The sequence below is a fragment of the Sphingobacterium allocomposti genome (assembly GCF_008124885.1).
Classification (GTDB): Bacteria; Bacteroidota; Bacteroidia; order Sphingobacteriales; family Sphingobacteriaceae; genus Sphingobacterium; species Sphingobacterium allocomposti.
In genome coordinates this window covers 1-23,001 of the sequence record NZ_VNHX01000035.1, presented here as the reverse complement: position 1 = coordinate 23,001, position 23,001 = coordinate 1, and the positions used below count along the sequence as shown (strand labels likewise).

Annotated in this window: 19 protein-coding genes and 1 CRISPR repeat array; of the genes, 5 read left to right on the top strand and 14 right to left on the bottom strand. The window is 41.7% G+C overall.

The genetic code is table 11. The features are described 5' to 3' along the window. Positions 1-122 precede the first annotated feature (122 nt). A CRISPR array of direct repeats spans positions 123-4,097; the repeat unit is 30 nt; unit sequence ATTTCAATTCCTGTATGGTGCGATTAAAAG. 218 nt (positions 4,098-4,315) lie between these two features. From cas2 to BC792_RS18435, 14 genes are all read right to left on the bottom strand, one after another. Continuing rightward, positions 4,316-4,579 carry a CRISPR-associated endonuclease Cas2 gene (cas2, locus tag BC792_RS17655; RefSeq protein WP_148910345.1) on the bottom strand — a complete coding sequence of 88 codons (264 nt, stop codon included), beginning with the start codon at positions 4,577-4,579 and terminating at the stop codon, positions 4,316-4,318. Between the two features lie 21 nt (positions 4,580-4,600). Then, a complete protein-coding gene (cas1b, locus tag BC792_RS17650; RefSeq protein WP_148910344.1) occupies positions 4,601-5,608 on the bottom strand; it encodes a type I-B CRISPR-associated endonuclease Cas1b in 1,008 nt (335 codons plus the stop codon). Next, positions 5,605-6,111, bottom strand: a complete 507-nt coding sequence (locus tag BC792_RS17645) for a CRISPR-associated protein Cas4 (RefSeq protein WP_148910343.1) — start codon at positions 6,109-6,111, stop codon at positions 5,605-5,607. The genes cas1b and BC792_RS17645 overlap by 4 nt, the downstream gene beginning before the upstream one ends. Positions 6,112-6,116: 5 nt before the next feature. Further along, positions 6,117-8,405 (bottom strand): CRISPR-associated helicase Cas3', encoded by a 2,289-nt coding sequence (gene cas3, locus BC792_RS17640; RefSeq protein ID WP_148910342.1) that lies wholly within the window; start codon positions 8,403-8,405, stop codon positions 6,117-6,119. Next, complete coding sequence (locus tag BC792_RS17635) at positions 8,398-9,078, bottom strand: Cas5 family CRISPR-associated protein (protein ID WP_148910341.1); 681 nt, start codon at positions 9,076-9,078, stop codon at positions 8,398-8,400. The genes cas3 and BC792_RS17635 overlap by 8 nt, the downstream gene beginning before the upstream one ends. Beyond that, entirely contained in the window at positions 9,071-10,099 is a 1,029-nt protein-coding gene (cas7i, locus tag BC792_RS17630) for a type I-B CRISPR-associated protein Cas7/Cst2/DevR (protein ID WP_148910340.1), read from the bottom strand. Before cas7i ends, BC792_RS17635 begins: the two co-directional genes overlap by 8 nt. A gap of 14 nt (positions 10,100-10,113) precedes the next feature. Further along, a complete protein-coding gene (locus BC792_RS17625) occupies positions 10,114-12,081 on the bottom strand; it encodes a hypothetical protein (RefSeq protein WP_170250080.1) in 1,968 nt (655 codons plus the stop codon). Between the two features lie 173 nt (positions 12,082-12,254). Next, positions 12,255-13,031, bottom strand: a complete 777-nt coding sequence (gene cas6, locus BC792_RS17620; protein WP_148910338.1) for a CRISPR-associated endoribonuclease Cas6 — start codon at positions 13,029-13,031, stop codon at positions 12,255-12,257. A 227-nt stretch (positions 13,032-13,258) separates the two neighbouring features. Further along, positions 13,259-13,666, bottom strand: coding sequence for a GNAT family N-acetyltransferase (locus tag BC792_RS17615; RefSeq protein WP_148910337.1), 408 nt, complete (start codon positions 13,664-13,666; stop codon positions 13,259-13,261). A gap of 428 nt (positions 13,667-14,094) precedes the next feature. Beyond that, positions 14,095-14,835: an SDR family NAD(P)-dependent oxidoreductase gene (locus BC792_RS17610; protein ID WP_148910336.1), complete on the bottom strand. Its 741-nt coding sequence runs from the start codon at positions 14,833-14,835 to the stop codon at positions 14,095-14,097. 78 nt (positions 14,836-14,913) lie between these two features. Further along, positions 14,914-15,480 (bottom strand): Crp/Fnr family transcriptional regulator, encoded by a 567-nt coding sequence (locus BC792_RS17605; RefSeq protein WP_148910335.1) that lies wholly within the window; start codon positions 15,478-15,480, stop codon positions 14,914-14,916. Positions 15,481-15,492: 12 nt separating this feature from the next. Next, positions 15,493-16,044 carry a flavin reductase family protein gene (locus BC792_RS17600; RefSeq protein WP_148910334.1) on the bottom strand — a complete coding sequence of 184 codons (552 nt, stop codon included), beginning with the start codon at positions 16,042-16,044 and terminating at the stop codon, positions 15,493-15,495. A 171-nt stretch (positions 16,045-16,215) separates the two neighbouring features. Next, the gene (locus tag BC792_RS17595) at positions 16,216-16,728 is read right to left on the bottom strand and encodes a hypothetical protein (RefSeq protein ID WP_148910333.1); all 513 of its coding nucleotides are present in this window, start codon (positions 16,726-16,728) and stop codon (positions 16,216-16,218) included. A gap of 330 nt (positions 16,729-17,058) precedes the next feature. Beyond that, entirely contained in the window at positions 17,059-17,223 is a 165-nt protein-coding gene (locus BC792_RS18435) for a hypothetical protein (protein WP_170250079.1), read from the bottom strand. A 146-nt stretch (positions 17,224-17,369) separates the two neighbouring features. Between BC792_RS18435 and BC792_RS17590 the strand changes: the two genes are divergently transcribed. The 5 genes from BC792_RS17590 (at position 17,370) to BC792_RS17570 (ending at position 22,596) form a co-directional block, all read left to right on the top strand. Then, a complete protein-coding gene (locus tag BC792_RS17590; protein WP_211357581.1) occupies positions 17,370-17,549 on the top strand; it encodes a type II toxin-antitoxin system HicA family toxin in 180 nt (59 codons plus the stop codon). A gap of 36 nt (positions 17,550-17,585) precedes the next feature. Beyond that, a complete protein-coding gene (locus BC792_RS17585; RefSeq protein ID WP_148910331.1) occupies positions 17,586-17,987 on the top strand; it encodes a type II toxin-antitoxin system HicB family antitoxin in 402 nt (133 codons plus the stop codon). 321 nt (positions 17,988-18,308) lie between these two features. Next, on the top strand, positions 18,309-20,834 hold the full coding sequence (locus BC792_RS17580) for a tetratricopeptide repeat protein (RefSeq protein WP_148910330.1): 2,526 nt from the start codon (positions 18,309-18,311) through the stop codon (positions 20,832-20,834). 404 nt (positions 20,835-21,238) lie between these two features. Then, positions 21,239-21,589 (top strand): toxin, encoded by a 351-nt coding sequence (locus BC792_RS17575; protein ID WP_148910329.1) that lies wholly within the window; start codon positions 21,239-21,241, stop codon positions 21,587-21,589. A 2-nt stretch (positions 21,590-21,591) separates the two neighbouring features. Continuing rightward, a complete protein-coding gene (locus tag BC792_RS17570; protein ID WP_148910328.1) occupies positions 21,592-22,596 on the top strand; it encodes a type II toxin-antitoxin system antitoxin SocA domain-containing protein in 1,005 nt (334 codons plus the stop codon). The last annotated feature ends 405 nt before the right edge of the window (positions 22,597-23,001 follow it).

Below are 23,001 nucleotides of genomic sequence, written 5' to 3'. Positions count from 1 at the left end.
TTCGGCAACTCCTTTTAGGGTTCGCACTAGAGGCTGAAAGCCTCTAGTGCGAACCCTAAAAGGAGTGATGTGACACAGTTCAGTTTACACTACCCAGAAAGACAGTATTTCCCTGTTCAAACATTTCAATTCCTGTATGGTGCGATTAAAAGTAGGAATATCATCCCTCATTTTACTCATTTTATCTAATTTCAATTCCTGTATGGTGCGATTAAAAGGCTTGCCGGCATTGGAATAACTGAAATAACTAACTTATTTCAATTCCTGTATGGTGCGATTAAAAGCTGTTCTATTTGTTGTTTCATGTTATACCAAATCTATTTCAATTCCTGTATGGTGCGATTAAAAGTTACTCTTTCTATTATCTAATGTTTCACCATTTATAATTTCAATTCCTGTATGGTGCGATTAAAAGGTGTTTGGTTTGAACATTGTTTTAGCTCCTTTTGTAATTTCAATTCCTGTATGGTGCGATTAAAAGATATACCCTTCCTCAACTTTAAAACCTGCTTTTTCGCATTTCAATTCCTGTATGGTGCGATTAAAAGGTGTATTTGTAAAAGATGCGGTCTTAAAAATAGCCTATTTCAATTCCTGTATGGTGCGATTAAAAGCTCGTCGCCTCTATGCTAGGCGACGATTTTACGTTATTTCAATTCCTGTATGGTGCGATTAAAAGAAGTATTATTCTACGAACTGGATGGTGAAAATAAACATTTCAATTCCTGTATGGTGCGATTAAAAGCTTAGAAGCCCTTGCGACTTCCGACATCACAAAGAATTTCAATTCCTGTATGGTGCGATTAAAAGTATTAAATCACGTACAGTTATTAAAGGATTGAGCAGATTTCAATTCCTGTATGGTGCGATTAAAAGAACAGTTTTGTGATATTTCAAACCGCGTAAAAAAATATTTCAATTCCTGTATGGTGCGATTAAAAGCAATGGCGATTTCTATCTGGACTACTACTCAATTGGATTTCAATTCCTGTATGGTGCGATTAAAAGGATCACCGACTCCCTATTCTTAATCTGAGCATCCTATTTCAATTCCTGTATGGTGCGATTAAAAGTGTTGGAAAAGAGGGGCATCAACATGAGGTAAATCAATTTCAATTCCTGTATGGTGCGATTAAAAGTTATGTCACATCGGCTTATTATTTTCAGTTTGTTTTATTTCAATTCCTGTATGGTGCGATTAAAAGAACACGCAGAGCATAGAGCGCAAGGTGTTAACTTAATTTCAATTCCTGTATGGTGCGATTAAAAGATTACGGCGGTTAAGAAGTTGGTGACTTATATGTAATTTCAATTCCTGTATGGTGCGATTAAAAGTTATGTCACATCGGCTTATTATTTTCAGTTTGTTTTATTTCAATTCCTGTATGGTGCGATTAAAAGTTTATTCATAGAAGAACTAAAAAAACTTGTAAAAATTTCAATTCCTGTATGGTGCGATTAAAAGATGGAAAGAGCTGTTGCTAGGTCGGTTAAAGGATTATTTCAATTCCTGTATGGTGCGATTAAAAGTTCGTAAGCATCAATAGCAATATAATCGGTTACGCATTTCAATTCCTGTATGGTGCGATTAAAAGGCGGGGCGGCGTGGCGCGGTGCGTAACTCAACAGAATTTCAATTCCTGTATGGTGCGATTAAAAGTACCTACGAGAGTAAAGGTGGTAAATCATCTCCTGTATTTCAATTCCTGTATGGTGCGATTAAAAGCATATTTTCCAGCGCATCGCGTATGATTAGGACGTTATTTCAATTCCTGTATGGTGCGATTAAAAGCATCCTACCTGCATCGAGGTCTGTTTTATTTTCGTAATTTCAATTCCTGTATGGTGCGATTAAAAGTCTACTCTTATCCCAATAAACCCCTTTGTATATGGATTTCAATTCCTGTATGGTGCGATTAAAAGATAATCTCAGGTAAACGTCTATCTATTGGGTAACGAATTTCAATTCCTGTATGGTGCGATTAAAAGTTCTACGGGCTTAAACAAGCCGGTGACATTAGATTAAATTTCAATTCCTGTATGGTGCGATTAAAAGCTAGTTTTCTATGTGCTACCACACCGCTACACCCTCATTTCAATTCCTGTATGGTGCGATTAAAAGCTCTCTGGAGCGATATCATACACACCGCGCTGCACCATTTCAATTCCTGTATGGTGCGATTAAAAGCTAGAGTGTTAGTCATTTGCCACCTCCTCTCTCTCATTTCAATTCCTGTATGGTGCGATTAAAAGGCCTATGGTGCCGATCTCTGTTTCCATCTGCCAGTAATTTCAATTCCTGTATGGTGCGATTAAAAGTGTGATTGACGTTTCGTAGAATCCTAGAAAAACAAAATTTCAATTCCTGTATGGTGCGATTAAAAGCGTCTAAAATCCTCCGATTCTTGGTACATAAACCGTATTTCAATTCCTGTATGGTGCGATTAAAAGAAAACCTCGTTTATCTTATGCTCTGTTTTTAGGTGATTTCAATTCCTGTATGGTGCGATTAAAAGCCAGTGTATTACGTCCTCTTCCTCATCCTTTACAAATTTCAATTCCTGTATGGTGCGATTAAAAGCGCGAGAAATAATCCATAACTCGATATAACTCCGCATTTCAATTCCTGTATGGTGCGATTAAAAGCTATGACGCAACGCAGAACCTTACTCTACCCATGGATTTCAATTCCTGTATGGTGCGATTAAAAGGGGTTGGTAAAGATTACGAAGGCAATACAGAGGCTTATTTCAATTCCTGTATGGTGCGATTAAAAGTATACTTTAGCAGAAACACCATCGACATAATATTTAATTTCAATTCCTGTATGGTGCGATTAAAAGACGTTTAGGTCGTGTTGTTGAGCGCGGATTGAGACGATTTCAATTCCTGTATGGTGCGATTAAAAGTCGACCGTGGAAGTCGACAACGACGGAAAGGCTTTTATTTCAATTCCTGTATGGTGCGATTAAAAGAAAGCTAGTTTTATCATGTTATTTTTATCAGTCCTCATTTCAATTCCTGTATGGTGCGATTAAAAGTACCGTTCCATAAGGTTATCTAATTCACTATCATCAATTTCAATTCCTGTATGGTGCGATTAAAAGAAATCTAACTAAGCTATTAGCACTGGCGGTCACGGATTTCAATTCCTGTATGGTGCGATTAAAAGTGCCTAACACGTCGCTGGTAGCCCTTACCATCTCCGATTTCAATTCCTGTATGGTGCGATTAAAAGGAATAAAGGAGAGGAGTATCTCCCGTCTTTCATTTTATTTCAATTCCTGTATGGTGCGATTAAAAGCCTTAGCCGCCTGAAAGGATTTGCTAACGCTGTTTAATTTCAATTCCTGTATGGTGCGATTAAAAGCCCTACTCCGCCCTCTATCCGACCTATACAAAGAGAATTTCAATTCCTGTATGGTGCGATTAAAAGTGACAAAGTTTATTTGTGAACCATTCGAACGTACCGAATTTCAATTCCTGTATGGTGCGATTAAAAGCCCGAATGGGTTTATCCTACTGTCCCCTTTTTCTTATTTCAATTCCTGTATGGTGCGATTAAAAGGCGGAGAAGGTGGCTATTTCCTTTATCCTCCATCCAATTTCAATTCCTGTATGGTGCGATTAAAAGTTTGCTTGCGTCTAAGTTCCTCCTGCTCCTTTGCTTATTTCAATTCCTGTATGGTGCGATTAAAAGTATCACCGAAAAGCGAATAGTTTGTTGTCTTGTTCATATTTCAATTCCTGTATGGTGCGATTAAAAGCTGCCGAGATCGTAGTCGCTTTCCGATTCTTTATTAATTTCAATTCCTGTACGGTGCGATTAAAAGTCTTACGCCGTGGAAGAAGAGGAGGGGTATATCCTTATTTCAATTCCTGTATGGTGCGATTAAAAGGTCCAGGACGGCGACAACGTGAAAGGCTGCATCTGCATTTCAATTCCTGTATGGTGCGATTAAAAGTTTAACCGTTGATAAGATCGTTGTAAAGGTCTACGAATTTCAATTCCTGTATGGTGCGATTAAAAGATATTGTGGCATAACAAGGGTTTCGCCCGGAAATATATTTCAATTCCTGTATGGTGCGATTAAAAGCCGTCAAAAACGGTCTCCAAATATACATTTAAATGAGTTAAAGCCCGATTTTATTTACATTTTTCTCCATAGGATTAGTCGGCCGGCAATAACCGGAAAATGCCGAGCGATCGACAACCGCATTAATAATATTGATTTAGCCATTTTAGATCGTAAAATAGTATTAAAGATGTCAAAGAACAGATCCGTATCGTCTCATCGACGACATGTTGTCGCACTTATAAGAACGTGTCAAGTTCGTTTTTCTCCTGCCCGAGCACTTCCTTTTCCAACCACTTCTCCTCTCTACTTTTAAATACTAAAACGCTGTCTTCCTCCAGAATCATTATCTTCTTGGCCTGCGAAAGCAGTTCTTTCAGTTTTACCTCTGTTATTTCGCCTTCAAAAACAGAATTTTGTATCCAGTTCAGGTATCTTCGGCATAGTTTAAGCATTTTGCCTACGCGTTTTTCACCTATATCATATACTAAGATAACATACATTTTTTTAGGATTGACACGTTGTTACCACCTTGCCTTAAAGGGCTTATATTCTTCCATTCCCAGAATGTGCTTCGTCAGCTTATAACATTCCAATTTAACGAGATGCTTATAGCTTACGCCACGTTTTAGAACCGGATGTTTGAACGTCTCATTGATACGTTCCTCCCAAGCCCGTACGAATGTCTTTCTTCCAGATTCCTTTAGTACGCATGCGTTCAGTTGATGATCAAAGTCCTTGCTTTGTATTTCTCTTTTATTCAGTAACCTAAAGATCAATCGGTCAACCAGCAGTGGTTTAAACACTTCAGCGATATCGAGTGCGAGCGAATAACGTCTATAACCGGGTTCATGCAGAAAGCTGATTGTCGGATTTAGTTGTGTGTGGTAGATCTGACTCAAACAAAGGGTGTAACACATCATATTTCCGAATGAGATTAAGGCGTTGATCTCGTTTTGGGGTGGTCTTTTCGATCGGTTTTCCATCTGGAAATCCGCATTTATAATGGTATCAAAAGCCGTGTAATAAGTTTGGCGGATGTTGCCTTCGATTCCCATCAATTCGTCAACAGCTGTTGTATCTTCGATTAGCGAGGCATAGCGGTCCATGACTTCCAGGATAGGAGAGAGGTCTTTGTCGCGGTTGATATAATAGCGCAGGTTCTTGCCCATGTTAAACATTGCCCCAGCGACGAACTTACGGGCAATTTCCATTCTTTTCTTTTTATCGATGTAGCGCTTTGTCTGCTCAATCTGCATCTTTCCGGCTAATAGATATTCCTTAGGCGTAAATGAACCTGTGTAATGTTCATAGTAATCAAAAAAATGAACGGCAATACCGACCTTTCCCAAGAAGTTGTAGAGTGCACTGTTCGCATCTAAGCTGCCAAAACAGAATAAGTCTGAAACTCCCTCCACCGGTATGTATTTCGGAGATCCCTCCGAACTATTTTCATCCACTGGAGTAAACTTCAATGTGTTGTCCCGTCGGCTCATTCGCCCGGGGTTGAATAGGTAGTAAGTTTTCTTCATTCTTCAGTGATATAACAGAGGTCGGAATAAGAGCATGATTTGCAAATCCCTTTCCTAATTAATGCAGGACAGTTTTCGGAATGTATAATTGCCTTTGTTCGTTCTACCCATTCTTCTGCTTCAATTATATCGTCGTTACTCCATTCTATAAACTTTCTCTGTTTTAGTTTGGGATATTCTATAATTGCGCTTGGATTTTCGATGCCATTTTTTACAAGAACATAGAGGTAATACTTTACCTGTGCTATGTGTGCATGCTCTACCTTATCCGATTTCTTAACCTCATGTACCACTTTGTTCTTAGCATCATAGAAGTCTATCTTGACACCATCGACGGCCAATTCTGTATATTTCCTTGCTCGGTCTAAATACGTGGAATCGGCAATCAGTTTACCCTCGGCAACTATTTCTGAGGTATGTTCCATCTGAATGCCATTGGCAAACAGCCACAGCTTGCGATGGCAAGTGTGTAGGTAGGCGATATGGGTTCCCGTGATCTGCATGACGTTTATAATAATTGGCTATCTATAGAAGTTTCGTTTTTTAAGTAGCCCAAATCAGGGTTATAACGTAGGTCGTTCGCGATTAGGATGCCTCCATGCCGCTGATCTTTCGAAAAAGATGTTTCGTACCGGTAAACTTGAACGAGTAGTTGATTAGCTTCTACATATCTTCCTTCGGAAATAAGTCTGTCATATTCATCAGCGAGATTTACACATAGGACTTCGATTTTTTGATTGCCCTTCTCTAGAATATCCTCTACCCATTCCCTCCAATGTCCAGCTATCCAATCTTCTTCAAAATTATTGATAATTGCATTGTTAAGACCATTTTCGAAGTCCTTTTGCTGCGTTTCATTGTACCCTCCTGCGTATACTCTGTTGCAAACCGAGGTTAAGTCGGCTTCACCCAACTCATTGTTGTGAAGTGAATACAGTTCGTCCCAAGTACGTTCCAGAACTTTCTCATCGTAGAAAGGCGTAGCGCCCATCGATTTTTCGAAAATATAAACGGGAACTGTATCGTGCTGTATGTTTGATACTCTGTCTATCGGATTAATTCTTTTTTTTCCAGCCCTATTAACTCGCCCAAAGCGTTGTATGAGAGCGTCAACAGGGGCATTCTCAATAAATGCAATGTCGTAGTCGATGTCAAGACTGACCTCTACCGCCTGAGTTGCAATTAATAATTGGGGGCGTTTGGAGAAATCTTCGTTGGTAATTGATTTCTCTATTCTTGTTCGGTCCCTTTTGTTAAAACCACTATGTAAAAGTTGAACGGTACCTGCAAAGCGAATTTCGTTAAACAGCTTCTGAGCTGTTTTTACATTATTTACAATTATCAAGACTGACCGACCATTTTCCAGATATGAGTTTACTAGGTCTGTTTTGTCATTGATGGTCATGTCGTCAAAACAATATAACTGATGCCGCTTTCGATCCAAGACAAATCGATCTTGATCTTCTTTCGGGTCGGGACGTACCAACTTTGAATAGTCTCCATCGTAAATTTCCTGTATAATAATTTTCAGCATGAAATCCGGGATGGTGGCGGAGAGAAAGAAAAACTTAGCGTTAAACAATCTTCTATAAAGTTTTATTGTCGCCAATAACATTCCGGTTAATAAAGCATCATAGGTGTGAAATTCGTCGACAATGAACAACGCATTCTTGTAATCGAATAAAGCGAACTCCCATCCCTTTCCTTTTAATGATGTTTTTAGAATCTGATGAAGAGTGGCTACTTTAACGGGGTAAAACAGCTCTTTGGAAAGAGATTTTTTATTTCGGGCCTCTTGTTCAATTTTTGTGTAACTCCTTTCATTGTTACTATATTCTTCAGAGATCTGTTCATAGAAGAAATCCAGTGTTTTGGAGTGCAAGGCCGTGACAATTTCTTTGTTGTAATGCTTTTGTAACCGCAAAACCATCGCATTTATAGAAGCTGTATAGGGGAGAAGGTAAAAGAGTCGAGAGTTTTCGGTTTGGTTTGCCAATACCCAGTTTAATGCGGCTTCCGTTTTCCCCGAACCAGTAGGAGCATGGAGAATCGCGTCGTCGCAAACGTTTTGCAGCTTTTTCTGAAATGGTCGAAAAGGAAGGCGGCGGCCGTTTTTGTAAGGTTGAAAATCCTTTATAGCCAGTTTTTTATAATTGGGAATGTCGTTTTCTTTCCTCGCAGAGCCTAGGTGGTCTGCAGCCATTAGTAACGCTCTGGTAAGGGAAAATTGCTTTCTTTCCTGAACGGTGGTTGCTCGATGTTGATATGCTGCATTTAGGTACATTTTTATGGTCTTAGGTAACTCTTTTACAGCTTCCCGTTCTTGTGTTGGGATGTCCAAACCGAAGATTTCTAGCCAAGCTTGCATTAGACTTCTGGTAAATATACCGCTGTCTGAATTGTACCACTCTGTAAGATAGTCACTGATTTGATACGGAACCAGCGTACCTCTTGTCTCGGGGCTGACAACGCCTTTGTGATGTGTAGCAATGGCGAATAGCTCGTCATCTTCTATTTGGAGAAAGTTTAAACAAAATAAGAGTGAGATTAATTCGTGCCTTATATTTCCGTCTTTAGCCCCCTTTAAACGATTTATGAATTCCCGGTGTATTTTTCCTAAATCATGCAAGACAGCACACCTGACCAGTTTTTCTTCCCACTTTTTTCTTTCTGCGTTGGTCAGAGGCAAAGAGCCGAGCAAGTTTTTTCCGGCCCTAACTACATGTTTAGTATGCATTTCAAGGGTGGTAACACCGTCACTCTTGGCGAAAAACTGGTCAAAATAAGACTTATTCATGCTCAAATTTGTGAAAATAGAATGTGGCAGGTTTTTGGACTTTTGTCTTGTAAATGTTGTTAAATTTCACTTCAACATTATTATCATGAGGTATCGAGATGAATACCTTCGATACTAAAGGTGATCGACCAGATCCAACCTCTTCGTTTTCAATATAAGATTCTGCTAACTGTACCAGTTGTCCTCCCACTTGCAATCCGGGCGTGAAAGGTAGCATAGAACCTCCTAAGTCTCCTGTTTCAACTTGCTCGACATCGACTATGCTGACGTGATCAATCTTTAAGATGTCCTGAGAACGACCTAAGGAAGGCGTTCCAACAGGACTCTCAAAGTGTTTCGCCCAATCCAGTCTGTCGATCCAAACTGTAAGTGTCGGCGATGTGTGGAATTCTCTGTTATAGGCATCAGAACCTTTGCTATGGTTCTTTACTTTTTTTCCATCAAATTCCAAGCGTTGTCTCGTTTCCATATCTTGACCTACCGTATCGTATGAATATTTGAAACCCACGTTTAATTCATCGGATCGTACGATCCGACCAAGACAGCAGCCGATTATGCCCAATATCATCGAGTAACTAGGTGTATGCATGCAAACCGCATTTCCAGAAAGTACAAACGGAAGTCGCGGAGTCGCTGTCCATCCGGAAAATTGTATTTCCAGTAGTTTATCCATTTGTTAAGTGGTTTTTATTGAACTGATTGACGATCTCAATAGGTGATCCTAGTACAAATCCATTATTCAACTTTTCGGTTACTTCTTCCTCATTTTGTAGATAACCTTTTCGGAATCCGACATAGATCGGTGTGGCTAACTTTTCGTTGTAGTCTGCTGCGAGTTCCAATAACAACTCAGTGTTCAAAATTGGTCGTTCTCCCGTGCCTATAAACAGATTGTTGAATATGGGATTCGCCGATTCAAGCCCCGCAAGTATCAGAACCTTGGGTGATACGTCGGCTCCAAATGCGGCTTGTTTAGCCCCCCCCCTTAGGTATGCTAACCCTTTCAGTAAACCGGCAGCGTTGTTATTCCGGTTTTCTGAAGCGTTTTTCAGCTTATATCTGAAGAATTTTCCTCCCAAACTTGATTGCTCTAATTTGTCTACATGTTTGTTCAGAAGTTCTGAAGATAGTTCTTGCTTGCTTCCAAGATTATCATATACCCCTAACCGGTAATATTCCAGATTAAAAAAGCCTTCCAAATGTGCGGAATAGAATTTTGTGGAATAGGGTAGAGGAGTTCCTTCTTTCAAGTGGACGAAAGCCTCATCTATATTAATTGTCCGCATATTTTTTATGCCTTTTAAAATCGACGATTTAAAAGGTGATGTACGCTGTACGCTTTCTTCTCCTTTTGCGCCAGCTTTCATATAGCCGAATAAATCGTCTTCCGGAAATTCGATGGGATTTAATTCTGTAGCGATTTTGTTGGTAGTTCCTTTCTCCGAACCTTCACCTACAGCTCTTAGCTCGCTAGGGTTCCAATTGTTTTCTTCGTTGGCCGTATCTCGTAGCCATCTTCTCCAGGACTGAGCAGACACATAGGGTACATCTTCAATTCTGTTGTTAACTCTTTCTTTGTACGTTTTCGGGATTATACGATTTTTATCTTCCTGAACGCCCAATCCTGCTCCGTTAAGAAATGTCGCTGTTGCATCGATAAGCAATGCGCCCGTGATATTGTTTAATTTTGCCATAATAGATTATAAATTTAGTTCTGTTCTAATTTTTCTTTTAAAGGTTCTACCGCTGTTTCTTTTAATAGGAATGTAATCGCCGTTACACAAACGTTTCTGTTGCTATTTCCAATAGGATCAGTCATGAGATCTTCTACCGACCATTTATCTTGTTTCGACCCAGTCTCCTCTTTGATATATTCGTTGGTATTGAAAATGATTTCATTTAACAACATATAAAAATTATCACGTTCGTTAATAAAGCTATCAACTGTCTTGTTAAATTTTTTAAGAGGAAGATTTCCTGTTCCAATGTTTTTATATTTCGCATAGTAGTAAGCTTGGTAGTCTCGAGCGAAAGCGCGGATTTTTTTGATCCACCTCTGTATAAGACTGTTGTCGCCTGTTGCGATATTCAGAGGAGAATACGCAAATTGTGGTTGTATTGGTTGCGAAAAGAATATTCGCAGTAATTCATTCGTTCCATTTTTTCTGAAGTTGAAATTTTCATCGTAAAAGGCGGCAATGATATTTACTATCGGAATGTAGATATCATTAAGCGCATCGATAATCACAGAATTATATCTAACGTTGGCGTTTTTACTGGAATTTAGAAGTTCTACCTTTATTGTGCTTGCCTTACTGTTCCGCTGAATTAAACTTATTAGCCATCTGCAAAGAGCAAAAACCTTTGACTCCGATACGTCTACCGCGGTTATATCATCATTTTTAATGTTTTGCTGTGTATAGTAATGAACGATCTTATGGAATTCGTAATAGTTGTTTTTGATTGGCAGTTCATTGCTGTTGTCCAAAATGGCTATTTGGTGTTCGAAGCTCCACTTTCCATTTTCTGTGGCAAGAAGAAGCACTTTGTATAGTTCCACCTTATAATCGGGGCTATTCCAAGCATCAGACTTTTCTAACAGCTTTTCAAACGACTTTGATCTGTATTTTTCGATTAGGCCTGCAATATATTTCGCGGTTGGAATAAGGTCCGCCTGTCCAATTACCTGATAATACGTCTCAAGAAAGTCAGGGGAAACGCCAGGGTAAGCGATAGCCTTTTTACCACTTCCAAATATACTTGGGTAAAGTAGAAACCAATCTCTGTTGCCTTCTAATGATTCAAGAAAGCTATAGGAACTGTCATTCCGCGCTAAAATTCCTTTTAATTCGTTTGCGATTTTAGGATTCCTGTACAGAGTCTGTAGTTTTCTGATCAGAGAGTTTGGTACTCGGTCAATTCCACAACTTGCTCCTGTTCCGGAGTTGGAGAAACTCCACATGTTTAAATCGGAATAGCTTTCTTCTAAATCTTCTTTTTCCTTTAAGATCTCTAAAACGTTAGACAGATAATCTCCCTTAGCGAAGTTTTTCACATTTTCGATAGATTCAGCGACAGAAGCCAGCCCAATTCTTTCCGACAACGTCTTTGCATGCTTGGCTACCATCGTTTTGGACAATTCGAAATTGGACGAATCGACCAATAGAATGCCACCCCTATATAGCAGCGATGATAGTGGTAAAAACTGGAGGATCACAATGCATATGGGGTGTATTTGAACAGCGAATTTAGCCTGAGGTAATGCCTGCGCGTCCGATCCAAGTCCTCCTATCAACGGAAACCAGGTTCTACCGATCGTAGTATCTTTTTTTTGGATTTCCTTTTCAGGAAAGTTGAGTTTTTTTAACGCGGTTTTATAGAGATCGCTGAAGGAGGTACGGAACCTGAGGCCCGATATCTCGCAGACTCTAGGACCTTCTCCTTCAAAATTGGAAATGATCGTAGTAAGTAGAGACTCGTATATTCGATCTCCATTGGCTTTGTCATTGTGTAAAGGTCCATTTTTAGTAAAAAGCATGGTATAGCTTTTTAAACGTTTATTAATGCTCTTTAAATCCTTCTTAGTATATAACTCCATGAGTAAATCTGGAGTGATTTCTGATACATCTTTAAGGCCGGCTAAAGCTTCAACGGTCATCAGCGCGTTGTTGAGCATTGCATTTCCCGTGTATGTTTGGAATATGGTCATAATCTATTCGATGTTTTCATGTTCTATAAAACGGTATCCATTGCATAGTTCGCAATATGTGTCGTTCTTAATTACGTCCCCAAAGGAGTTAATGCGTACTATTAACGATGGCTTAAATCCTGACTTTTATTCTTTTAGCTTTATACCCCCACACAGCCAAACCCCTGTGCATTATATAGGCCGGCCCCCGCATTCATCAACAGCTCCACAAATCTTTTCTCCGCGGTTACCTTCAACCCGAAATTCATCCAGCCACGGATTTTTGTTTCCTCCGGCGTGCCGTCTTTAATAGTGATTAACCGCGATTTAAAAGGCTGCTTCATTGGGAGGATCTCCATCATCAGCAATGCTTCAGCAGCGGTCGCTTTATCATAACAATCCGAAATTTTGCTCCGCCAGTTATAAATCAGGTTTTCCACGAACAGCGGATCATCGGGTTTGAGATAGTCGTCGTATCCCTTATCATTAGGGATTCCGGCGACAATAGGGGATAGGGGCTTTAGTTGCTTAGCTACAATTTCTTTTTCCTTGTAAATGCTTAGCGGACTGGCTAAGGTCTCTACAGCCTTTACGGTAAAGCTCGCTTTTGACTTTTGGTCAGCTACGTCTATCTGTTCTGCACGGAACAGCCCCTTAATAAAGCTTTCCATGGCCTCAGGTATATGAAATGCCACCTCGAACGACATTTCGGGTCTGGTCAACCTCAATCGGTCTCCTTCGATTCTAAACGGAACGTTTAGCTGTGAGAACGTGAAAAACTTGAACCCCCTTCCGTATCCTTCATCATGAAGAAAACTTGCATATTTGTCGTTGCCCTTAGCTATGATCCTATAGACTGCTGACGATAAGGGATATTGATAATTGATCGGTATCTTACTTCCCGGTTTTAAGGCTTCCGTCGTTATTTTGAACCGCATACGTACAATTTGCTTTGGTTTAATAATTGATTACCCGTTGAAAACACGATTTAGTCAATATGTTCCTCGTTCTATAAATTTATACAACACGCTTAAAAAAAGCAATTTTTTCTTCTTCTATTGTATTCTCAAAGATAGCGCTGCGACAAAACGATTCTTACGGGTTCCCGTAAATTTATGTCTTAATCTGTATTTTTTTTAAACAGTTGCTAGAGAGTTAGGACAACTTAATGTTCTCCGCCGGAATAGATCCACATTGGCTCCGTCTGTCCGGCTCTTTCGAAGCCGATTTTTTTATAAAACGCGATGGCCTTTCCATCTGCGGTTAACATTTGCATGTGGAAACCTCCGTATATCTCTTGCATCTTGTTCATTATCATGTAACCAATACCCCTGCCTTGATAGGAGGGGTGGACCAATAAGTGCGGGTAGTAAACCCCTAGATGTCCGTCGGATATGGCATTGCCTAATCCTACCAAGTTATCGCCGTCCCAAGCGGTAATCAGGGAATGTGAGTTGGTTAAGGCGGAAAGCAATACATCGGGTTTGTCAGCAGCACTCCATTCATTAGCCCTATATAGCGGTAAAATATTGTTTAGCGTCAGATTCCTGCGGGTGCTCAATTTTATGTTCATATGTTTTTTCAGGTTAAGAAGATATTACAAATAGTGCTGCTACCAAAGATAATATTATTGCCAAATGGAACGGCTGGTTAGAGCATTTAAAGCCGTCCCACAAGACAGAGACGGCTTCCAACCAAACTACAATAACATAAAGTTTGTTAAATATAGTTCAAAAGTTCGGTAATTACAAGTCTGTGTTGTGGCGCATCTGCTTTGTTTGCCGTAAGACGGATTTCAGCTTAACGCCTTCTTGGCAGAATAGCCGCATATAATGATATAGGAATACAGCCGACGTTTCCACACACTGGTTTTTGAACGTCATCTGTGTAAATTCACTTTTATTTTTTCTTAATCAGGTCGAAGCTGCCGCAGACATAGCTCAGACATCTGAAAAGGAAGTTGGGCATACCAACCTCCTTTTTACCACATATTATTGTGCGTTACCAGGCGATCTCACCGGTCGCCGGATTTGTTTCTTCACTGAAGAATTTACCTGTCGGTCCATCTTTGTCAATCAGCGCGTATTTAATAATTCTGTTTGCGGCGACACTTACTTCGCCGCCGTTGAAGAATGTGAGATCGGTTTTTGTCAGTCCCGGACAAACGGCATTTACTTTAAAAGCGGTATCGCGCAACTCATAAGCTAATTGTACTGTGTACATGTTCAGTGCCGCTTTCGATATGGCATAAACGCCGTATTTAGCATAATGGTATGCCGGCCACTCCGGGTTGCTCTGTAAGGAAAGCGAACCTACGCTGGTACTTACATTAACTATCCTCGGTTCCGGCGCATTGCGTAGTAAATCTATAAATGCCTGCGTAACGCGGGCTACGCCAACTGCATTGGTTTTTAATGCATCCAGGTATTCGTCTGCTGTAGCTTCGAGAACCGTGTACGGCTCACTTCCGCCATTGATACCTGCATTATTGATCAGAATGTCAAGGGCCTTTGTTTTTTTACTGATTTCCTCTCGGGCCTTTTGAACGGATATACTGTCGGTAACATCTAAATGTACCGCTTCAGCACGGGTCAGTCCTTCGGCGTTTAGTTTCTTTACAGCTTCTGCACCGTTTTCTGGATTCCGGCTTCCGATAAAGACATAAAAGCCTTTCTGTAAAAGCTGCCTGGCGGTTTCAAAGCCTATTCCTTTGTTGGCTCCTGTAATGAGTACTGTTTTCATATTTTGTGATCTTTAGATTTCGAATACAAAATTTGAATATTTAACAGTACCGCTGTTTACCAAATGGTAAAAAGTGAATTATCGGATATTTCTCCGTATCCTACTTAAGGATTGCTGGGTTACGCCGAGGTAGGAGGCGATGTACGAGAGGGGGACACGATTGATGACCGAGGGATAATTTTCCAGAAATTCGAGATATCTGGTAGTAGCATCTTGCGATATGACGGGACCTTTTCTGGACTTTTGGTACATACAGAGCTGCACCATCTTGTTTTTTATGTTGTCCCACCCCGAGATAATATGGGAGAGTTCTTCCCAGTTCTTTTTGGAAAAAACAATAAGACTGCAGTCTGTAGCGGCCTGGAGGTATTCAGAAGACGACGTGCTGGCCTCAAAGTTCACGTAATCACACACTAAGCTGTTTTCCATGATAAAGCAACGCGTAATTTCTTCACCCTTATTATTATAGTAACCACCACGGATGACTCCCTCAACGATAAATCCAACCTGTTTCGGGATTTTTCCGGCTTCAGAAAAATAGCTGTCTTTGCGTATTTTCAGTTCCTCACCTTTGCTTACGATAAGTTCGAGCTGTTGCTTGCTGAGATCTCCAAACTTCAAAATGTATTGAACGAGTTCTTCCATGAAGATTCTATTCTATTTAGTTATTTCTTTCCACTTTGTCATACGGGCTTTCAAATCCTTTGTCCGGCCGTCCACGCTGAAAGTCCCGTCGCCTTTGTGATGAAAGATGCGTTGTTCACTTCGTTCGCTATTAACCCACGCTTTCACGGCCTCAACAACAAATAGATTGTATTTTTTTGTTAGATCAGTATTTACAACCCTGCATTCTATGTTGGCGAGACATTGTTTTATCAGTGGGGCCTTGACGTTTTCGGCGTCCGACGCGTCTAGCTTGAATTCTTTAAACTTGTCCACTTCTGCGCCGCTACAATTTCCGATGTCCACGGCTTTTTCCATTAGATCCACGCCGGGGATCGCAATAACGCATTCCTTGGTTTCCACAAGCGCTTTATAACTATAGTCCCATGGCCCAAGAACAAATGCGATTAATGGCGGATCGTGTTGAACCATCATATGAAACCCCATGGTCATGATATTATTTCTGCCGTGGTGGGCTGTTGTCACCAGGACCAGCGGCCCGGGCTCCAGCAATCGTACTACTTTGTTCAGTGGGAGCGTATCCATCTTTTTATGTTTTAAAGCTTATTAGTTTGTTAGGGTGGTGTCTGTGATCTTTAGTAAGATCAATATGATAAGAACCGTTATGCCGATTAAGAAAATTATCCGTCCGTGCTGTCGGTCTCTATCTGTGTGCGACCAAACTATCTCACCGTTTGGTAATGTTTTTTTTGCATTCTATAGCGCATATCCAATTGCTATTCCGAGCGCGCCCCCGAGAACAGAGAATATGTACCCCGTGATAATCATGTAGCCCTTGCTTTTCTCTGGTTCTGCCAGATGCGAAAGCCTTTCATTCTTCATCTCGGTCAACATATTTAAGTCTATTTCTTCGCCACGTTCCAATAGAATTTCTTTTGCAAAATTATAATCCAATTGACTCCATTCATCAGGCTTTTGAAGTATTTCAATAAGCTCCTTGTTTGTGAATTGATATAAGTAGTGCTCATTTTCGCTGGCAATAAGTTCTGTTTCCTCATACTTCTCTATGATAGAACTCACATTGTCTACATCTGATGGGTGTACTAGGATTTCGTATTCATGCCCAGCGGTACTACCCAGAAATGACATACCAATACCCGGTGGATTGTCCTTAATGCTTGCCTGGATACCATTTTCAGTCAGTATTTTCTGATAGTTTTTAGCATCCTCCATACTGGAGAACGTTCTTAATACCAAAAGATCACTCATTTTAGGTTAATATTTTTGTTCAAAAAAAAATGTCATTAGTGCTATAAAATTAATAATAGGCTGCATCAAAAACAACACTTCTATTTCTATTTGCCCTGACGTATTACCGACGCCGCTCTCCTTATAAGAAATTGGACTGAACATTATGCACGGCAGCTATCGCTTTTGCCACGTTGCATAGCCGTTGTTGTCTTATATATAAGCGTCCATGCGTATTCTCTCTGAGGACTTCTTGTCTTTTAAGAAGACATAAGGTTGTTCATCGGCCTGAATCATAGGGCGAACACAAAAGACAGGCAGTATATTCAGCGGCCATGCCATTGGAAGATATCACAAAGTCCTTCGCTTTTTAAACGATAAGAAATATTCAGGATCATCAAAGATCCTGTTGAATTCCTCCTCATTCATCATTTCGCCCTTGTCCCATTTAATGTCGTGGTCTCCGTCCGGGTTGAATGGGTATGGTTTATGCGTGATTTTGGTTCCCTTTTTCATTTTTGAAGAACTGTATTGATAACATCTAAATATAGCACAAAATTTTTGAAAATAGTAGTAGATTTACTACTTTTGTATTGTGGAGTTCAAAGTGTGCTCGGTGATTAAAGGCGAAAGTTATCCGGCACATTTAAATTAATTTCGAAATGAAATCAAGTGAGTTCCACAGGTTTTTGCGAAAGAGTGGCTGGAACCATATCCGCACCAGTGGATCACACTATATTTATGAAAAGGACGGGAGAACTTATCCCGTTCCCTATCATGGTAGTAAGGAAATGGGAGAGGGCCTTCGCAAAAAAATCATGAAGGATCTGGGGCTGACATAGCTCCGGATTCCTCATGAAAATGAAAGGAGCAACAATATGAAAACTTTGAGAATTGTTATTGAACGGAGCGTAGATATGTTTAGTGCTTATGCAGAGAATGCTGAGGGAATTTATGGAGGAGGAGATACCGTAGAAGAGGCTAAGCGATCTATCTTAGATGCGATACAGATTATCAAAGATGAATTTACTCCGGACAACGTTCCCGCTATATTGAAAGGCGATTATGAGATCGTATACCGCTTTGATATAGAAAGTTTGCTGAACTATTACAAGGGCATATTTACCAACTCCGCTCTTGAGCGAATTACAGGGATCAACCAGCGCCAACTACAACATTATTCCTCTGGCCTTAAGAAACCCCGTCAGCCTCAATTAAAGAAAATAGAGGATGGTCTCCATAAGCTAGCGGCTGAACTGCAGGCTGTGGAATTGGTCTAATTTTCTTAGTCGTGATGTGACATCCGCACAACGTTGCGGATTTTTTTTTGAGCTCAATCCTACACACAACTGAGTGTACTGCTGCGGCCACGCGAACCTGAGCCGGCGTTGCGTATTATACCTTAAACCGGATTGCGTCAAATAACTGCCGATCCGGCCGACATGCCGTATAAAATACGTTTTAGCATCCAATTGCCCTGACGATTTACTATAATTGTGGCTGAAATTCTTTAGCTTTGGCTATAGCTAGTTAGGGAAAGATTACAATATTGTCTCCTGGGCAGAGGAACGTTTGGAAAAACTCAGAAATACGGACGAACAATGATATTGAAAGAGAGTATCGGCTATAACTACCTGAAATACCTGCTTACCGGCACGCTTTCGGCGTTCCTGGTTGCAGGGTATGCGCAGGAAGAGAAACAGCAGAAAGAGAAGGGGCAGCTGGGCGAACAGCGGCAACCTACCGTTATGGATTCCATAGAAGTCGTACGCGATTACCGGCCCATGCTGGCCGACGCCGTGAAGGTCCGCCGGAATCCGGATATGCGAATCAACCGTGAAGCAATTGAGGCGGAGCTGCGCCACATCGCGACCGCGACCTATTTTGAAAGGAAACAGTTCAAACAAGCTTATTACGACGAATTGCTGAAACGGCATCCGAACGCTTCGCGCAATAATATCGACAATTACCGGATCAGCTACCTGGCCTACCGAGCAGGAGAATATCCGCGAGCGACCTCTATTTTGGAGTCGCTGGAGCGGTCCGATGCTTTTTATCATGGCTCGATAGTTACTTTAGGCCATATCGCCCGGGAAACCGGCGACAAGCAACGCGCCCGAGATGCGTTTCTCAAAGCAACGAAAATGGATCTGGATCCGGTGCTGAAAGTAGACGCGCTGTTCAACTATGCCAAAATTCTGTTTGAGCTGGACTCCGTCCAGGCTGCCCAGGATGTCCTCCGAGGGTATCTCGCCCGGGAAAATGCGGATAGCGACCCCGGCGCTCCAAAACAGGAAAGTGTGGAAACGCTGGCGACAGAAATTCTGTTAGGTACGAGTAACTTCCATGCAGGGGTCAGCCTGCTGGAATCGATGAACAACAGGGACCAGAAAACCATTGCCACGTATCAAAAGGTAGCATACTATCGCGGACTGGAGTTTTATAACGAACGCGCTTTCGAAAATAGCATATCCATGTTCATGAGATCGGAAAAATATCCGGTTGATGCGGAGATGGCGGCATTGGCCACGTACTGGAAAGCGGAGGCGATGTATGAGGTACGCAAGTACAGGGAGGCGGTGGAAAACTTCTCCCGGTTCCTTCTGCTGCCTGCAGCGCGGAACACCGGAGTATACAACTACGCACATTATGGGCTGGCTTACGCGGCGTTTCGCAACAACAACTTTAGCATGGCGGCTGACTATTTTGAACGCTTTTTGGCGATGGATGGAGGTTCGGTGGAGGAGAGCGTACGTCAGGATGTGATCGCACGTCTGGGCGATTCGTATCTGTCTATGCGCAATTACGACCGCGCCAACCGATACTACGACCAGCTGATCGATAGCCAGGCTCCCAATCAGGACTATGCGCTGTTCCAGCGGGGTGTTATCTTCGGATTGCAGGGCGATAATAAAACCAAGCTCAGCATCCTGCGGTCTGTCGTCGAGAAATTTCCGCGTTCGAACTATGCCGATGACGTGGCCTTCGAGGTACCGTACACGTATTTCACGATGGGAGACTATGATACCGCTATCGAAGGGCTGCAGCGGATGATCAAACAGTACCCCCGCAGCAGCTACGTTCCCCGGGCGTTGATGACCATCGGACTTGTGCAGTACAATAAAGATGACACTGAAGCGGCGAAGGCCACCTTCCAGACGGTGGTAGAGAAACATGCTGCAACCGATGAGGCAACGCAGGCGCTACGTTTTATTGAAAACATCTACCTCGATCAGGGAGATGCTTCGAGCTATATCCGCTACGCGACCAACACCAATATCAGTAATCTCAGTACCGCGGAGCAGGATAACCTGGCATTCCAGGCCGCCCGTTCCCTGTTTGCCAGGGGAGAATATGGACCGGCCGTGGAAGCGATCAACGCGTATTTTGACAAATTTCCAAAACCTCGTCAGGAAAAACACGCGCGTTACATCCGCGGGGTGAGTAACTACCGTACCGGCCACCCGAGAGAGGCGCTGCACGACCTGAACATTATCCTGAACGACTGGACGAGCCAGTACACGGAGAATACGCTGCTGACAGTGGCGGCGCTATACCTGGACTTAAAGGAGTACAACGAGGCCATTGTGCACCTCAAGAAGCTGGAGCTCAATTCGGAATATAAAAAACATTATGGCTACGCCGTAACTAACCTGATGGTCTGTTATTTCGAACTGGGAGATATGGAGCAGATGGCCAAGTACGCGAAGTTGGTGAAGGACTACAAAGGGGCGTCCGAAGAGGAGATAGCCAAGGCACATCTATACACCGGCCGAGCCTTGCTGCAAGAAGGGAACACGACGTCTGCTATGAAGGAGCTGAATCTGGCTGCACTGAAGAGCCAAGCGGCAGTCGGCGCAGAGGCACGGTACCGTGTGGGCCAGCTGCAGTATAAAAATAAGGAATACGACAAAGCGCAGGAAACAGCGTTTGATGTGATCAACAATATGTCGGCACATGATTACTGGGTGGCCAAGAGCTTCCTCCTGCTTGCCGACACGTATGCGGTTAAAGGCAACCATCTCCAGGCGAGGAGTACGTTGCAGAGTGTGATTGAAAATTACGAAGGGGATGACGATGTGGTTCCTTCGGCAAAAGAACGTCTACAGAAATTGAAAGGTAAGTAAGGTGCTGCCTAACAGGCATACGTGACAACTGGAAAGGGTGTACGGTTTGGGGCTATCAACCTGTTAAAATAGAGTTTAACCAAGATAGGGTGCCGGGATGCGAACTGTCTGTGGAACGTGTTCCGACTAGACCTAAGATTCAGTCTGAACGCCGAAACGAAAAAGCAGGCATACGCAAAACAGCTTTCGTTGCCATAAGCGAGGAGATAGGGTTTACGCGGCCTGAAGGTGATATGTTCAAAATCATTTATTGTGCCTTTTTCGTCGTATCGTAATTGAAGTTGTCAAACTAATAAGTTGATTATTTTTGCAATAAGTTTATTTTATTAAACTTTTTAGTTTTATATTTGTCTTACTTTCGTAAGGAGATATAGGTCGATGGTTGTTTCTAAATCTATAACACTTTGGCTACAAAGAATGAAGTTGAACATTTCTTAAGCAAGTTTTTTGTCAAATACAAGATATTTGGGGTGTTATATAGAAACCGCCCAAAGAACGCACAGACATTATTGGATCTGGAAATGTCACCAAGCGAAAGGAGCAAAGTGATCGAGTCCATTAAAGTAGCCGATTATTGTGAAGGGCCGTTGGATGATCAGCTGTATGGTCTAGCCAGTATGTGGGTGTTTGGTAAAACATATAAAAAGCATGAACTATACATAAAAATTTCTATTGGAGCGATGAGCAATCCAGTTATTTGTATTTCCTTTCACATTGCAGAACACTCTATGACATATCCCTTTAAAGACAAGTAACAATGAACAGCCCAATAACAGGAAAAAAAATGAAGCTTGTCCGCGAGCCGGACATGCTGACTTTTCGGAAAGAAAATTTTCCGATCGTATATCATTACTATCTGTGTGAAGATAGCGGTGAGCATTTTACAGACGAGCATTTGGATACGCTCAATTTAAAACAGGTACACAATCAATATCGTGAAAAATATGGCATACCTTTTCCGGAGGAGATTCGCAACATCCGTGAGCAGTATGGTGTGTCGGCCAGTAAGATGTCCGAGATATTGGGATTGGGCGTTAATACCTATCGTCTATACGAAAATGGTGAGATGCCAACTGTTGCTAACGGCCGGTTGATCCTGTCCGTAGGTGATCCAGAAGAGTTCATCAGGCAGGTGGAAGCGAGTGCGCATTACTTAAATGAAAAAGAAGTTGAGAAATTTACTGCTAAGGCATTGAAGTTAATGCAAGATAAAGAGTCGTCAGCCGTTTACGGCGAACCCGCAAAGGTAGAATTAAGGCAGGATGCTCCGAACGTTTACAACGGCTATCGTCGCCTTGATCTGCAGCGTGTAGCGCAAGTTATCGCTTATTTAGATATAGAGGTAGGGGAGTTATATAAGACCAAGCTGAATAAACTTTTGTTTTATACTGACTTTCTAGCTTACAAACAGATAGGGAATTCGTTGATGGGACTACAGTACCGTGCCATTCCGTTCGGTCCGGTTCCGTCGGAGTACGAACGTTTATTTCTTCGTCTACAGGATGAAGGGTGGCTCGCTAATGAGGAAAAGAAGAATAGTGTAGGGCAGTTTTACGATGTGTATCGTGCAGGAATTGAATTTGATAATAGGCGATTTACGGCACATGAAATTGAAATTCTTGATACTATAATTGCCTTGTTCAAGAAAAAGAGGACTAGCGAGATTGTCGACCTGAGCCATACCGAGCAAGCTTGGGTTGATAATGAGGGAGATCGTGCACTTATTAACTATCAGCAATATGCTTTCGGTTTGTCGATCTAGCTTGTTTCTGAATTGTAGCTAACTTTGTTGGGAACGGTTATAGAACCGCCAGACCGAAAATCCTGGTCCCAATATCATCGAATAGACATGCTGCCTAAAAACGGATGGTGTACTTTTGTCGGAATATTCAGATTTTTAAGTTTGTGTAAATTTGGAGAAAAATAGACACACAAGCTTTCCCTAAAATTTTGATCGCTTCCCTAGTTTCTTTTGCCCGCTGGCACATCCCGAAATTGTGTTTTAAAAAATGTCGATACGTGCACGATCAGGAGACGTTCTGCCGTTAAGCAGAGGTTAAATATCCGTCATGGGGCGAGCCGATTAATACGGCATTTCCGGAATATAGACCTTTCCGGCTTTTATAAGTTCGATAAAATACTCCATGTGCCGATCCTTAAGCCAGGA